This window comes from Paenibacillus sp. 2KB_20 (assembly GCF_052115765.1).
Classification (GTDB): domain Bacteria; phylum Bacillota; class Bacilli; order Paenibacillales; family Paenibacillaceae; genus Paenibacillus_AQ.
Genome location: NZ_JBFRHH010000001.1, coordinates 636,933 through 650,612, shown reverse-complemented (window position 1 = coordinate 650,612; position 13,680 = coordinate 636,933). Strand labels below are relative to the sequence as shown.

The 13,680-nt window shown below is 49.8% G+C and carries 14 protein-coding genes; 8 read left to right on the top strand and 6 right to left on the bottom strand.

The window, feature by feature from the left end:
- Positions 1-15 precede the first annotated feature (15 nt).
- A complete protein-coding gene (gene glpX / locus AB4124_RS03020) occupies positions 16-993 on the top strand; it encodes a class II fructose-bisphosphatase (protein WP_441971081.1) in 978 nt (325 codons plus the stop codon).
- Positions 994-1,090: 97 nt separating this feature from the next.
- Here glpX and AB4124_RS03015 read toward each other — a convergent pair whose 3' ends face one another.
- Both AB4124_RS03015 and AB4124_RS03010 read right to left on the bottom strand, forming a co-directional pair.
- Positions 1,091-1,594, bottom strand: coding sequence for a hypothetical protein (locus AB4124_RS03015; protein ID WP_076324440.1), 504 nt, complete (start codon positions 1,592-1,594; stop codon positions 1,091-1,093).
- A 241-nt stretch (positions 1,595-1,835) separates the two neighbouring features.
- Positions 1,836-2,693, bottom strand: coding sequence for a DegV family protein (locus tag AB4124_RS03010; RefSeq protein ID WP_441971079.1), 858 nt, complete (start codon positions 2,691-2,693; stop codon positions 1,836-1,838).
- A gap of 173 nt (positions 2,694-2,866) precedes the next feature.
- On the opposite strand from AB4124_RS03010, the gene AB4124_RS03005 reads away from it, so the two are divergent.
- On the top strand, positions 2,867-3,763 hold the full coding sequence (locus AB4124_RS03005) for a hypothetical protein (RefSeq protein WP_441971077.1): 897 nt from the start codon (positions 2,867-2,869) through the stop codon (positions 3,761-3,763).
- 82 nt (positions 3,764-3,845) lie between these two features.
- Here the strand turns inward: AB4124_RS03005 and AB4124_RS03000 are convergent, their stop codons facing one another.
- Positions 3,846-4,763, bottom strand: coding sequence for a J domain-containing protein (locus tag AB4124_RS03000; protein ID WP_441971075.1), 918 nt, complete (start codon positions 4,761-4,763; stop codon positions 3,846-3,848).
- A 267-nt stretch (positions 4,764-5,030) separates the two neighbouring features.
- On the opposite strand from AB4124_RS03000, the gene AB4124_RS02995 reads away from it, so the two are divergent.
- The 5 genes from AB4124_RS02995 (at position 5,031) to AB4124_RS02975 (ending at position 10,446) form a co-directional block, all read left to right on the top strand.
- A complete protein-coding gene (locus AB4124_RS02995; protein WP_076324436.1) occupies positions 5,031-5,780 on the top strand; it encodes a DeoR/GlpR family DNA-binding transcription regulator in 750 nt (249 codons plus the stop codon).
- A complete protein-coding gene (pfkB, locus tag AB4124_RS02990; RefSeq protein ID WP_430129682.1) occupies positions 5,780-6,691 on the top strand; it encodes a 1-phosphofructokinase in 912 nt (303 codons plus the stop codon). Before AB4124_RS02995 ends, pfkB begins: the two co-directional genes overlap by 1 nt.
- Before the next feature lie 83 nt (positions 6,692-6,774).
- Positions 6,775-8,718: a PTS fructose transporter subunit IIABC gene (locus AB4124_RS02985; RefSeq protein ID WP_441971073.1), complete on the top strand. Its 1,944-nt coding sequence runs from the start codon at positions 6,775-6,777 to the stop codon at positions 8,716-8,718.
- Positions 8,719-8,866: 148 nt separating this feature from the next.
- Entirely contained in the window at positions 8,867-9,718 is an 852-nt protein-coding gene (locus tag AB4124_RS02980) for an MBL fold metallo-hydrolase (RefSeq protein WP_441971071.1), read from the top strand.
- Positions 9,719-9,840: 122 nt separating this feature from the next.
- Positions 9,841-10,446, top strand: a complete 606-nt coding sequence (locus AB4124_RS02975; RefSeq protein WP_076324433.1) for a YitT family protein — start codon at positions 9,841-9,843, stop codon at positions 10,444-10,446.
- A gap of 98 nt (positions 10,447-10,544) precedes the next feature.
- Here the strand turns inward: AB4124_RS02975 and AB4124_RS02970 are convergent, their stop codons facing one another.
- The 3 genes from AB4124_RS02970 to AB4124_RS02960 form a co-directional block, all read right to left on the bottom strand.
- Positions 10,545-11,213 carry a bifunctional 2-keto-4-hydroxyglutarate aldolase/2-keto-3-deoxy-6-phosphogluconate aldolase gene (locus AB4124_RS02970; protein ID WP_076324432.1) on the bottom strand — a complete coding sequence of 223 codons (669 nt, stop codon included), beginning with the start codon at positions 11,211-11,213 and terminating at the stop codon, positions 10,545-10,547.
- Between the two features lie 62 nt (positions 11,214-11,275).
- Positions 11,276-12,238, bottom strand: coding sequence for a sugar kinase (locus AB4124_RS02965; protein WP_441971069.1), 963 nt, complete (start codon positions 12,236-12,238; stop codon positions 11,276-11,278).
- Between the two features lie 155 nt (positions 12,239-12,393).
- A complete protein-coding gene (locus AB4124_RS02960) occupies positions 12,394-12,600 on the bottom strand; it encodes a DUF1657 domain-containing protein (protein WP_076324431.1) in 207 nt (68 codons plus the stop codon).
- Between the two features lie 161 nt (positions 12,601-12,761).
- Here AB4124_RS02960 and AB4124_RS02955 point away from each other — a divergent pair, with 161 nt between their 5' ends.
- On the top strand, positions 12,762-13,622 hold the full coding sequence (locus AB4124_RS02955) for a DUF421 domain-containing protein (RefSeq protein WP_441971067.1): 861 nt from the start codon (positions 12,762-12,764) through the stop codon (positions 13,620-13,622).
- Positions 13,623-13,680 lie beyond the last annotated feature (58 nt).

The following is a 13,680-nucleotide window of genomic DNA, read 5'->3' as shown; positions in this document are numbered from 1 at the left end:
AGGAGGGATTCATTCATGGAGAGTTCATTAGCATTGGAGCTTGTAAGAGTGACGGAGGAAGCGGCGCTGCAATCCGCCCGGTGGACAGGAAGAGGTGACAAGAACAGTGCTGATGAAGCGGCGACGGTTGCCATGCGCAAGCATTTTGATTCCGCAGCGATGGATGGGGTCGTTGTCATAGGAGAAGGTGAGATGGATGAAGCGCCCATGCTGTATATTGGAGAGCGCGTAGGGAACCGCAAAGGTCCGAAGATGGACGTAGCAGTGGATCCGCTCGAAGGAACGGAAACGGTGGCCAGCGGGCTGAACAACGCGTTGTCCGTGATTGCGGCAGCTCCCCGCGGAACCCTTCTGCATGCACCCGATATTTACATGCATAAGCTCGCGGTTGGACCCGAGCTTGCGGGCAAGCTGAGTTTGAATGATCCGATTGAGGTAACCCTTCGAAAAGCATCGGAGATCTTATCAAAGCCGCTGTCGGAGATGACGGTATCCATTCTCGATCGTGAGCGACACAGCGCGATGATCAAGGGTTTGCGAGAGTCCGGGGTAAGGATTAAACTGTTGAGTCACGGAGATGTCATGGGAGCGATCGAGACCTGCACCGACAGTGAAGTCGATCTCTATGTGGGCTCCGGAGGGGCTCCCGAAGGCGTTCTCGCTGCCGCCGCTTTGAAATGCCTGGGCGGAGAAATTCAGGGACGGCTTATACCGGAGACACCGGAGGATTTTATTAGATGCCAGGACATGGGGCTGAAACATCCGGAGCAGCTGCTGACGATGGAGGATATGGTAGGGCGCGAAGGCGTATTATTCGTGGCTACCGGCGTGACAGCTGGCGATTTCCTGCGCGGCGTGAAGTATATGCCAGGTAAACGGGCCGAAACGCATTCCGTCATGATGTACTCCGGCACGAGAACCGTCCGTTACATCCGCAGCGTTCATCATCTGTTTCACAGCAGTGAAACCTTAGCTGCTGCTGCCTCTTCTTGATGCTTACGCAGGGCATCCATAGCATAAAGGCACTCCAAAGGTTAACCAACCTTCGGAGTGCCTTTATGCGTTGTTAACAGTTTAGCGTAGCGGATGCTTAACCGTGTCTCTTCCGTCCGAGCATCAGCCAAGCTCCGCCAAGCACAAGCAGCACGGCGATGACAGGCTGCACGACGGACAGGTAATTCAGCACGGGTCCGATTGAGAATACCACGAAGAACAGCAGCGACAATACGGTTAGAATGTTAATTGGTATGAGCAGCCACTTGTTACGCGATCCGAACCAGTAGAACTCGAACAGCCCTGCCGCAACAGCCAGAATAAAGCCGGGCCACATGGAACCCCACGAGTCAAACAAGGAAGCGATTTGGCTGACAATACCAGCTGTGAGCAGAATGCCGCCCGGTATCAACAGTCCGATACCCTGTCGTCCAACAAGCGAGAAGTACATCCAGTGAAAAAACAGGCCTAACGGGATCACGAACAAGGTAGGCCAGAATGTGGCGAAGATGGAGCCGGCGCCTACCGATCCGCCTTGGTTTAAGAGCAAGTATGCGCCGAGCAGGATGAGCAGCGGTGCCAAGATTGTACGTTTTGTCATACAAACTTCGTTCCTTTCCTTTTGTAGATTGATTAATCCAAGAATACCATGTTATGGACGGGGATGTCCTCGGTCCTTCGGGGAATGTTTCACCTAGACTTTAGTCTAGGATGGCATGTTTAGCCAATAGGCAGCCCGTTTATAAGGCACTAAGTGCCCGATAGGCAGGCCTGAGTACAGAAAAAACAGTCCTGCAGCAGAGCGTTATAAAGCAGGACTGTCTTTTTACGGATGATAAATATTATGAAGGCTTCTTGGTATACATGAGACCGACGGTTTGAGGACCGCAGTGGCTGCAAATGACGCAACCCGCCGTAGAAATGCTAACCTGCCGTGCGCCTGTTTTCTCCTGCAGCTGCTTCTGCAGGAAGCGGGCTTCCTCTTCGGCCATGGTATGTACAACAACAATCAGATCATTGTCCATTTTGTCCACTTGAGCCAGCGCATTATGGATCATCTGCTCCAGTGCCTTCTCTTTTTTGCCGCGTACCTTGTAAGCGGGGATCATGCCGCCGTCCACGACTTTGATAACAGGGCGGATTTTCAGCAGGCTGCCGATGATGTTTTGCATACCGGAACAGCGTCCGCCTTTATACAAGTAATCCAGCGTATCGACAACGAATTCGCACTCCACTTCATTTACGGTACGGCTTAATAGCTCCACAATTTGCGGTATGGATAAACCTTCATTGGCCGCGTGAACAGCCTTCATGACAAGCAGTCCGATGCCGGAGGAAAGATTGCGTGAATCAAACACGGCAACCCGGCCCTCGGGCAGCTCACCTGCGGCGATCAACGCATTTTGGTAGGTGGAAGAAAGCTCTGAAGAAATGCTGAGGAACAGGATATCCTCGCCTTGTTCAATGGAAGGCGTGAAGGCCGCAATGAAGTCAGACGGAGAAGGTGCCGCTGTTTTGGGCAGGCTGCCGATCTGGTCGACTTTGGCGTATAGCTGTTCCGGCGTAATGTCGACTCCGTCGCGCAAGGATTGTTCTCCGAATACGACGTAAAGCGGAACGATGCCGATATTATATTCTTCTATCCATGAAGGTGGTAAGTCGCAAGTACTGTCAGCAAAAATTCTAATTTTACCAGACATGAACATCTCCCTTTATCAACTAATTGAATCTTGTATTACTAGAATACCTTGTTTGATGGGAAAAGGGAATGCTCTTGTCGTTTTGGGGCGGGTACTGTGAGCATACGCCAAAAAGGCGATGATTGTGCAACATATTCCATAAGTTTCCCGTTAATCATGATGGAGGTGGTTTTATGGCTAAGCGAAGGCATTTGAGCAAAATGATCGCATTAACGACCGCTGCAATGCTGCTGATGGCGATAACGGCATGCGGAGGTGAAGACCCAACTTCTCAGCCGTCGACTAATCCGAATCCAATAGAGGATAATGCCAAGGAACCGGTTGAACCCGTCGAAGAGCCGAAGTACGAGATTAAGCAGGGAACTGGTACCTATGTAGGTCAAATTGATAACAATTCCGTTGAAATTGAAACAGCAGATGGCCCTTCCGCGTTCCGTCTGGGCGTTGGTATTGACCAAGTGATATCCAAGCTTCAGGGAGATGAGTCCGTCTCGTATGAGTATTGGGAGCAGCCCATTGAGGGCGAAGAGGAATTGAAACAACTGATCCTCACCAAGCTGACGGTGGTAGAGGGAGGCGGGGGCGGGGGCACGGGTTCAGAGAACGCGCAGCTGCCAGCAACCCAGGATTTTGAACTTGAGCTGGAGGGCATGAAAGAGACCAAAACAGCTAAGCTGGCCAAGGGTGATGGCTACGCGCTGTATATATTTGATATCTTTTCCTTTGATGCAAAGACCAACAAACTGACCATGAATGTGGATCCAGATTATTATGTCGAGATAACGAAGCTGCCTTCGGATTATAACGAGGATGAACTCAAGCGGGAAGCGGAGAAAGAGCTTGCCGAGGCAGGTAAAGTTCGTGAGGCTGGCAACAATGAGAAGCATAAGGGCATGGAGGATGCGTCCGTGTATATGATAGGCGAAGGTGAGAGCCTAACCCAGATGTACATTGTGGATGAGATTGGCGGACAGGGCTATATTTTCCGCGTCAATAACCCTCACCGTGAACCTTCCGAAGGATTTGCCACGCATGCCTTTACATCCTTGAGCTCGATCGTTAATCCATAATGCGCATAAAAACAGCCTCGGCTGTTTGGCCATAAGGCTAAGCAGCGAGGCTGTTTTTGTTGTTCATATCGGATGGGAGCATCTATTGTTGCTTGGACGTCTCCAAATATTGCTTAATGAAGCGCAATGCATTTGCTTCACGTTCCGTGCCTTCACGAATGCCCGCAAACATTTCTTTCTTAAGGACAGGTAGTTCTTCGCCAAGCGGGCTGCCCATAATATCAACGGCATACACATGCTCCGAACCGTCTTCCTCATTTTTCCCCTTTATCAGCATCTCCGGCGTGAGCAGTTCCTTTAGCTCGCCTTCAACCTCTGCTTCGAGCGGACGTACCATCCCTTGATTGCCCACCCAATCAAAGGCAGTCTGATCCATAATGTACAGGTCCGGGCGCTCGGTGGACAGTACAAGCAGTGCCTTTTGCAGCATGGCTGCATCCTGCGGATTGTTGGAATCCAGAGGCGGTACATAGTTAATGTTAACGGTTACGCGTTTCCAATCGGGAAATTGCGCCAGAATTGCGTCTTCGATCGGTTTGAGGTCCTGTCCTCCATCCTGATTCATATAAGATCCGAGGAACATGACTTCCAGATCAACCGGGGGCAGATTGGCTAACCGTTCTTTCTCGGCCTGATGGTTGAAAATGCTGATCACGATATAAATGAGTACGCCGACTAGAGCAATACCGCCGAGCACATGAAATTTATAATAACGGAAGAAATGATCGGTTTTCTCCGCTGTCCCGGCAAACCTTTTATATTTGCCGTACCGTTTCTGATTCATCTCTTCCAAAGCTTTACGGTTTTCTTCTTCAAGGATGAATTTATAGGCTTTGGTGATTTCGGCAAACTCGGCTTCGAACTCCTCCGTCCGGTCCGGCTCCCGCCTTTGATGTGAGCGGGTTTGGCGCATGAGCAGCGTATACCGGTCGTCGAGCTGTTCCTTGGTTGCATCCTCCGGCAGACCCATTCGCTCATAGGCTTCTTTCAATTGGTCCATTCATGTCACCTCTTCTATACTGTGAGAGTTTCCTATTTACCAGTATATAGTGTAGAGGCTGCAGGTTACAAACGTTTATGCGATGTTTTGACACTTGCCGGCTTGATAATGGGTAAACTGTCATGAACAAGCAAAAAATGGCGAATGGAAATGATCCGATATGGTAAATGATTCTCGGATTCCCTGAATGATTATGAATGTTTTTGAAAGTTTTAGATTGTTTTTCGAGATAGTTATGGTACTATATGCAATGAGGGGGGATTCATTATGCTGACGGAAGAAAGATACCGAATCATTCTAGAGCGCTTGCAAGAACGCGGCGTCGTGAAGTTGCAGGAATTGGTTGAACTCCTTGAAGCTTCGGAATCAACAGTAAGGCGTGACTTGATCGACCTTGAAGAACGTCAATTATTAAAGCGCATTCATGGCGGAGCGGCTCTGCCGAGCCCTAAGATACAGGAACCTGGAATCGAGGAAAAAACGTTCAAAAACATTCAGCAAAAAAATGTCGTTGCTCGTTTAGCGGCCGCACAGGTAGAGGATGGAGAAAGCATTTACCTTGATGCGGGAACGACCACGCTGGCGATGATACCGTTCATCGACGCGAAGGACGTCACGGTTGTTACAAACGGTTTATCCCACATCGAAGCGCTGGTAAGCAAGAGAATCAAAAGCTATCTACTTGGCGGCATGATGAAAATTCATACCAAAGCTGTCATCGGAAGCATTGCGCTGCAAAATATGGACAACTTCCGTTTTGACCGCTGCTTTTTGGGCACGAACGGTGTGGATGTAGAGATGGGCTACACCACGCCCGATCCGGAAGAAGCTTTGATTAAGCGGCGAGCCCATCAGCTGTCCGCCTCCAGTTATGTCCTTGCGGATTCCAGCAAAATAGGTGAGGTTTCCTTCGCTAAATTGCTGGACCTGAACGAAGCGACGCTAATTACAGAGCCCTTGCCGGAATCATGGAAGAAGGCCATTTCACAGAAAACCAAAATAATTGAGGGATCATGATGATATATACGGTAACACTGAATCCTTCCATTGATTACATCGTGGAAGTTGAGCATATCGAGCTTGGCGGATTGAACAGAATGAGCCGGGACATGAAGTTTCCGGGGGGGAAAGGAATTAATGTATCGCGGGTGCTGAACCAGCTTGGAGCTGATAATACGGCCATCGGTTTCCTGGGCGGATTCACCGGCTGTTATATAGACGAGATGCTGGGCAAGGAAGGAATTCGGACTGATTTCGTAAATATCGCGGACGATACTCGCATCAACGTCAAACTTAAGCATGGCGACGAGACCGAGATCAACGGTCTGGGTCCTATCATCCATGAGGAAGAGACAAAGGAGCTGCTTCATAAGCTGTCACAGCTTCAAGCAGGGGATATCGTTGTGTTGTCCGGCAGCGTTCCGCCTTCGCTGGGTCCTGACTTCTATGGCCGTCTTATCGAAGCGTGCCGGAAGAGCGGCGCCGAATTCGTGATGGACACCACCGGCGAGGCGCTGATGAAGGCTTTGGCTTGGAAGCCGCTCCTCGTGAAGCCGAATCATCACGAACTGGCCGAGTTATTCGGCGTTGTTATCGACTCAAGCGAGAAGCTTGTGGAGTATGGCCGAAAGCTGCTTGAGGAAGGAGCGCAGCATGTCCTTATCTCCATGGCAGGCGAAGGGGCGCTGTTTATCACGACTGATCGGGTATATCATGCCAACGTACCGTCAGGTACAGTCCGTAATTCTGTTGGGGCCGGCGATTCGATGATTGCCGGATTCGTCGGTACGCTTGCGATGGGCAAGGATCCGATCGAGGCATTCCGGACAGGGGTCGCCTCGGGAAGCGCGACGGCGTTCTCGGACGATTTGGCTGTGCGGGAAACGATTGATCGACTTCTTCCGCAGGTTAGGATCACGGAATGGTAAGCTGCTTTACTACGAATCCGGCGGTTATGACGCGGTTATGGCGTGGTAGTCATCACGATGATTTCAAGGGAGTGTGAACCAGCATGAAAATTACGGATTTAATGATACAAGAAACGATGATCATGGACCTGAAGGCGGTCACGAAGGAGGCAGCCATTGATGAATTGATCGCAAGCCTGGCAGCAAGCAGACGGATCAACGATCCGGTCTTGTTCAAAGAGATGATTCTGAAGCGTGAAGCCGAATCCAGTACGGGGATCGGGGGCGGCATCGCGATACCGCACGCAAAGACGAAAGCGGTTAATGAACCAACCGTTGTGTTTGCCAAGAGCAGACAGGGCGTGGATTTCGAAGCGCTGGACGGAGAGGCGGCGTATGTGTTTTTTATGATCGCTGCTCCGGAAGGAGCCGGGAATACCCATCTCCGCACACTTGCAGCACTATCACGGCTGCTGATCGATGCGGAATTCATCGGTCAATTGATGAATACGAACACGCCCGGGGAAGTGACGGCTTTATTCGATTCGAAACAGGCGGTAGAAGAAGCCGCCAAAGCTGAGAGGGAAGCGGCACAAAAGGAAGCCGAGAAGCATCAGGAATCCGATATGACTTCCCAATCTGACCCTATGAAGGGCCCTGCCGGAACCTCGGAAGATTTTGTTGTTGCCGTAACGGCGTGCCCAACCGGTATTGCCCATACATTTATGGCTGAAGATGCCCTGAAGAAGAAAGCCCAGGAAATGGGCGTCGAAATTCGGGTGGAGACCAATGGCTCGGAAGGTGCGCAAAACGTGTTGACGGAAGAGGAAATCCGCAGGGCTGCAGGCGTCATCATTGCGGCCGACAAAAACGTGGAAATGGCCCGCTTTAACGGAAAGCCCGTGCTCCAGCGACCTGTCAGCGACGGTATCCGCAAATCGGAGGAGCTGATTCGCAAGGCGATGAGCGGCCATGCGCCGATCTACCGGAGCGAAGGCGGCGGTGAGTCGCAGGCGAAAGAGAAGGGCAGTATTGGCACTAAAGTGTATAAGGACCTGATGAATGGTATTTCGCATATGCTGCCATTCGTCGTGGGAGGCGGCATTCTTCTGGCTGTCTCCTTCCTGATCGAGCAGCTTGCAGGTGAACATCATCCCCTCTTTCAGCTGCTGCAGACGATTGGTGGGGGAGACGGCGCCTTCCACTTCCTAATTCCGGTTCTGGCGGGATTCATTGCACTGAGTATAGGTGATCGTCCGGCATTGATGCCCGGCATGGTCGGAGGCCTGATGGCCCTCAATTCCAATTCGGGATTCCTAGGCGGACTTGCGGCAGGTTTCTTGGCGGGGTATGTGGTGATCCTACTGCGCAAAGCATTTGCCGGACTGCCAAAAGCGCTTGACGGCTTAAAGCCGATTCTGCTGTACCCGGTTGTCGGCCTCCTTGTCACCGGAACAATCATGTTCTACCTGTTTGATCCGTTCTTCAGCTGGATCAATCTCGGTCTGATTGATATTCTGAACAATCTGGGTACCGGCAACGCCGTGATTCTCGGTCTTATTCTGGGTGGAATGATGTCAATTGACATGGGCGGTCCCTTTAATAAAGCGGCTTATGCATTTGCGATCGGCGTATTTACATCCAGCGGCAACACGAACGGTGCCATGATGGCTGCGGTTATGGCTGGCGGGATGGTTCCTCCGCTCGCCATTGCGCTGGCAACGACGTTCTTCAAGCATAAGTTTACGGAGCAGGAACGAAAGTCCGGCGTGACCAACTACGTGATGGGCCTTTCCTTCATAACGGAGGGCGCGATCCCGTTTGCCGCAGCCGATCCGCTGCGTGTGCTGACATCCTGTATCCTCGGCTCGGCAGTTGCCGGCGGGTTGACGCAGCTGTGGAGCATTAACGTCCCTGCTCCTCATGGGGGGATCTTTGTTGCCGCACTGGCGAACCATGCGCTTCTGTTCTTGCTGGCCGTTCTTATTGGCGCGGTAATATCAGGCATGCTGCTAGGTCTATGGAAGAAGCCGCTTGAACGTAATTAGGATTCATATAGATGAGACAAAACGAGTTTGGGGTGGGCATTTTTGCTTACTCTGGACTCGTTTTTTTCTTTGTGGGTTGGGCCATTTCTACAAATGACTGCATGTTATAATCTAGTCGTGATAGAAAATGAAAGGAGAGATAATAGAGATGATGGAACAGAACAGTAAGGGTCGAGGTCCCGAGTTGCTTATCGAAGAAATCAACCGGACGTCCACAGCCGAAGGGATGGCAGCGGTATGGTTTCTGGGGCAGGAGAGCGTTGTCCTTAAAGGCGGGGAGGTTGTCATTTACATCGACCCTTATATGTCAGAGGATCTGGAACGCAAGGCGGGATTTAAGCGTGCATTCCCTGCACCGCTGAAGCCGGAGCATATCACGAATGCGAACATGGTACTAATCACCCATGAGCATGACGATCATATGGATCTGGGAACGATTGCGGTCATAGCCAAACAGAATCCGGAGACAGCCTTTGTTGCACCAGCTTGCTGTCATGAAGCGATGAGAGAGGCTGGCGTCGCACCGGCGCGCTTGTTCGCGGCGGTGTGCGATCAATGGCAGCAGTTTGAGGGCTTCCGTCTGATGGCGATTCCGGCTGCCCATGAAACCTTGGATGAGCATGAACAGTTTGGACACCGATATGTCGGATATCTGGTGGATATCCAGGGCGTGTTGATTTACCATGCAGGAGATACCGTCGTTTATCCTGGTCTGGTTGAAAGATTACAGGCATATTCGATTGATATCGGGATGGTGCCGATCAACGGGGGAGATGCCTTCCGCCGGAATGATGGGATCGTTGGAAATATGGGCTTCCGGGAGGCCGCAGAGCTTGCCGCAGTATCGAGATTCGATCTGACCATTCCGATGCACTACGATATTTTCCCTTGGAATGGAGAGAAGCCAGGGTATTTTGTGGATTATTGTTATGAGAATTATCCATATATGAAGACCAAGGTGATGGCACGGACCGAGCGTTTAATTTATGTAAAAGATTAAAAGCGAAAAGCATCCGAATTGAACACGGTGGAATTTTTTTCAAATGCGGGACAGCAAGTTCGCAATTTTTCGAAATGACAAGCATATAAATAAGACATGCCCTTATAAATGGAGATGGGGAAATGGTGTCATTTCGAAAACATGTCATTATCGTGATCGGCAGTTTTCTGATCGCGATGGGGACCAATTTTTTTCTTGTCCCGCATAAAGTTTTGGACGGTGGAGTTATCGGCATAGCTCTGATTGCTAACTATGTGTTTGATCTACATATTGGATTCGTCATCATTTTGTGCAGCATTCCCATGTTTATCGCAGCCTGGATATTAAATCGCGAAATCTTTTACAATAGTCTGTCAGGCATGCTGATATCTTCATTTATCATCGATTTGCTTTCACCGCTGCAACCGGGTTTTTTGCGATTTTTTGCCCCGAATGTCATCCTAAGCGCGCCCCTGGGCGGGGCTTTGATCGGAGCCGGCCTTGGATTTATGCTTAGAAACAATGCAAGCACGGGCGGAACGGACCTGTTGGCGCATTTCCTGGCAAAATATTTGCCGTTAAATGTAGGCGTCATTATTTTGCTGATGGATGTCGTTATCATCGGTTTCGGAGGCATCCTGCTGTCGGGAAGTACCTTCATGTATTCCGTTTTGACAATAGTAGCAGGCGGGTTTACGACGGGAATGCTTACGCAGAAGCGTTGGTTCAAAAAGAGACGGATTAAATAAACAGACAAGCCTATCAAGTCGACTCTTGATAGGCTTGTCTGTTTATGAAAATAACAATATTTAGCAAAAAATGTATTACAAAATCAGTACATCATTTTTTATCTTTGGGCATGAGCTTCTTTAAACGCGTTGATATATGCGCGTGCCTTTTCTGTAATCAGACTGAAGTCTCCATTCTTTAGCGCGTCCTTGGTCAGATCCGATCCGATCCCGACCGCAAACGCGCCGGCCTTGATCCATTCATGCAGATTGTCCAAATTTACGCCCCCGGTTGGCATGATGTTGGCTTGCGGGAGAGGACCCTTCAGGGATGGAATGACGGATGGGGAGTACAAATTCCCCGGGAAGAGCTTAACGACATCGACGCCAAGTTCAAGAGCGGCGACGATATCATGAACGGTTACGGCACCCGGCATCACCGGGACGCGGTAACGATTACTGAGGAGAATGGTATCGCGGTCGAAGCCGGGCGAGACCACAAATTCGGCGCCGGCAAGAATGGTGATTCTGGCTGTTTCGGCATCCAGAACCGTGCCTGCGCCGATAATGGCATAATTATCCGCTTGCGGATCTTTGGAGGAGTACATTTTGGCCAGCGTTGTAATGGCTTCGGTAGCAAACGGTACAGTCATGGTTACTTCGATTACCTTGATACCGCCTTCAATCGCACGTTTGGCAATCTCGACAACCTCTTCAGGGGAATCCCCGCGAAGGACAGCAACGACACCTGCATGATGAATTTGTTCGATTAGTCTTAGTTTTTTCATGTAAACACACTCCTTCTCGTCTATGAATGGATTAGAAAGATGGCTCGTTTAAAGAACAGGAGTTAACGTTCGATATGAGCAGCATTCCCGCGCCGCTGCTCTACTTCTTCCCACGTCGGAAGTGCTTCCCAATCACCGGGCGCTTGGATCACCAGTGAACCGGTTAAACCGCCCAGTGAAAGAGCTTCTTCGGGTGTCCAGCCTTTGGCAATACCAGCAAGGAAACCGGCACAGAAGCCGTCGCCTGCTCCCACGGTATCCACCACTTGATCCACCTGCTCAAAGGGAAGGGAATAGGTGTGGTTCTTGTGGACAATGACATTGCTCCCATTGAAACTTTTGATAATTGACATTGCGGGAAGCTGTCGCAGACGATCCAGGATTACCTGCTCGTCCTCTGTTTCGAACAGCAGCTTGCATTCATCATAGCCTGGAAGAAAATAATCACAGACTTCCGCAAGCTCCAGCAGTACAGGACGTGCTTCCTCGATATTCCATAGCTTGAGCCTGAGGTTAGGGTCAAAGCTGATCAGGACGCCATGCGCTTTGCATACGGAAATGACATGCCGTATTGTCTCCAGGCAGCTGCTGCTTAAAGCTGCGGTGATGCCGGTAAAATGAAGGATGCGGGCATTGGCTATGTATTCGGAGTCTACATGGTCCGGCGTCATTTGGCTGGCGGCAGAGCCTTTACGGTAGTAATAGACGGAGGATTGGCCGCGAACATTCTGTCGCAGCATAAGACCGGTCGGTGCAACATCCGTTTGTCTGGCGGCGGAAATGTCGACACCTTCGCCTCGAAGCGTTTTCAAAATACCGGTTCCGATCGGATCGTTGCCAAGTTGACCGAACCATCCGCTGCTGCAGCCAAGCCTGGCTAATCCGATGGCGAGATTGCTTTCGGCACCACCGAAGGATTGTGCCATGTTTCCTCCTTGACCTATGCCCCGTGTGCCTTCCGGATATAATAATCCCATCGATTCACCGAACGTGATGACATCGATAGAACATGTACCATTCTTCATAGAATCTACCCCTTTGTATTCAGTCTCCATTATTAACACTTTACCCTGATGGGGAGGATAACTCAATAATAAATAACACAATTAAAGTACCTCCTATCAGGGGAAGATAGGAGGTATGCATGGGCTTACACGCGATGGAGCTAACAAAAAAATGGTTAGAAACCTTTATACTGAGGCTCTTCCTGTTCAAGCTGTTGAACCCGCTGGGCCACTTGGTCCACGACTTGCTGTGTTTGTGATGCTGCAGCTGTGAACAAATCCTTGGCATTTTGATCTTGCGTGGACAGTGCAAATTGCTCAAGGCTGGCCTGAGCGCTTTTTAAGGATGAAAGACATGTTTTGACATCGGATGCTACGGTCATTGGTTTTTATCACTCCTTTCATGCGTAATAATGTACGCATTTTGCAGAAGAACATGCATGAAGTATAGCCTGGGAAATAATGGCGTGATTTCTGGAAGGATATTTGACAATAATCTATAGAGTGATTATTAAGTCGAGACATCAAATGAGGAGGCTTTATTGTGGCCCAATGGTTGGAAATTGTACTTAGAACCTTATGTGCTGTGGTTGTGTTGTTTCTGATGACGAAAGTGCTGGGAAAGCGACAGGTATCGCAGCTTTCTTTTTTTGAATATTTAACGGGGATTACGATCGGCAGCTTGGCCGCCTATATCTCCTTGGATCTTGAGGCGAACTGGTATTTGGGATTAATTGGGCTGGGCGTATGGGTAGGCTGTTCATTACTTATTGAATTCCTGCAACTCAAGAGCAAGAAGGCCAGGGACTTTATCGATTTTAAGGCGACCGTACTCATTAAAGATGGGAAGATATTAGAAGGCAATTTAAAGAAAGAAAGACTGACTACCGATGAGTTAATGGAGCAGCTGCGGAAAAAAGACGTGTTTCAGGTCGCTGACGTGGAATTTGCCATCATGGAGTCAAGCGGGGAGATTAATATTCTGCAGACACGTGAGAATCTGCCTTTAACCCCTAAAGATCTTGGTATCCAGGTAGCGCCGGAAAAAGTTGCACAGGTTGTGGTCATGGATGGTAAAGTCATGGATGAACCGCTGCGCGTCGCAGGTTTCAATCAGGGATGGCTGGTGGAAGAACTGGACAAGCAGGGCGCCAAGATCAAGGACGTATTTCTTGCCCAAGTTGATGCTTATGGACAACTAACCATCGATTTATATGATGATCAGATTCAGGTTCCCAAAAATGAGGAGCGGAAACTGCTCTATGCGAATTTAAAGAAATGTCAGGCGGACTTGGAGTTATTCAGCCTCAGCACAAAGAGTAAGAAGGCCAAGAAAATGTATGAAGAATGCTCCAAACAGATCGAGAAAATTATAGCGGAGGTAAAGCCAATCCTAAATACTTAATTCGGGCGCCGCCGAGTCATAATTCCGTGAAAATCAGAATAGGATATTTTTGTGTATT

Excerpts from the sequence above, each read along its gene's own strand:
- glpX (WP_441971081.1), top strand. The coding sequence starts at position 16 with ATGGAGAGTTCATTAGCATTGGAGCTTGTAAGAGTGACGGAGGAAGCG.
- AB4124_RS03015 (WP_076324440.1), bottom strand. The coding sequence starts at position 1,594 with ATGACAAAACGTACAATCTTGGCACCGCTGCTCATCCTGCTCGGCGCA.
- AB4124_RS03010 (WP_441971079.1), bottom strand. The coding sequence starts at position 2,693 with ATGTCTGGTAAAATTAGAATTTTTGCTGACAGTACTTGCGACTTACCA.
- AB4124_RS03005 (WP_441971077.1), top strand. The coding sequence starts at position 2,867 with ATGGCTAAGCGAAGGCATTTGAGCAAAATGATCGCATTAACGACCGCT.
- AB4124_RS03000 (WP_441971075.1), bottom strand. The coding sequence starts at position 4,763 with ATGGACCAATTGAAAGAAGCCTATGAGCGAATGGGTCTGCCGGAGGAT.
- AB4124_RS02995 (WP_076324436.1), top strand. The coding sequence starts at position 5,031 with ATGCTGACGGAAGAAAGATACCGAATCATTCTAGAGCGCTTGCAAGAA.
- pfkB (WP_430129682.1), top strand. The coding sequence starts at position 5,780 with ATGATATATACGGTAACACTGAATCCTTCCATTGATTACATCGTGGAA.
- AB4124_RS02985 (WP_441971073.1), top strand. The coding sequence starts at position 6,775 with ATGAAAATTACGGATTTAATGATACAAGAAACGATGATCATGGACCTG.
- AB4124_RS02980 (WP_441971071.1), top strand. The coding sequence starts at position 8,867 with ATGATGGAACAGAACAGTAAGGGTCGAGGTCCCGAGTTGCTTATCGAA.
- AB4124_RS02975 (WP_076324433.1), top strand. The coding sequence starts at position 9,841 with ATGGTGTCATTTCGAAAACATGTCATTATCGTGATCGGCAGTTTTCTG.
- AB4124_RS02970 (WP_076324432.1), bottom strand. The coding sequence starts at position 11,213 with ATGAAAAAACTAAGACTAATCGAACAAATTCATCATGCAGGTGTCGTT.
- AB4124_RS02965 (WP_441971069.1), bottom strand. The coding sequence starts at position 12,238 with ATGAAGAATGGTACATGTTCTATCGATGTCATCACGTTCGGTGAATCG.
- AB4124_RS02960 (WP_076324431.1), bottom strand. The coding sequence starts at position 12,600 with ATGACCGTAGCATCCGATGTCAAAACATGTCTTTCATCCTTAAAAAGC.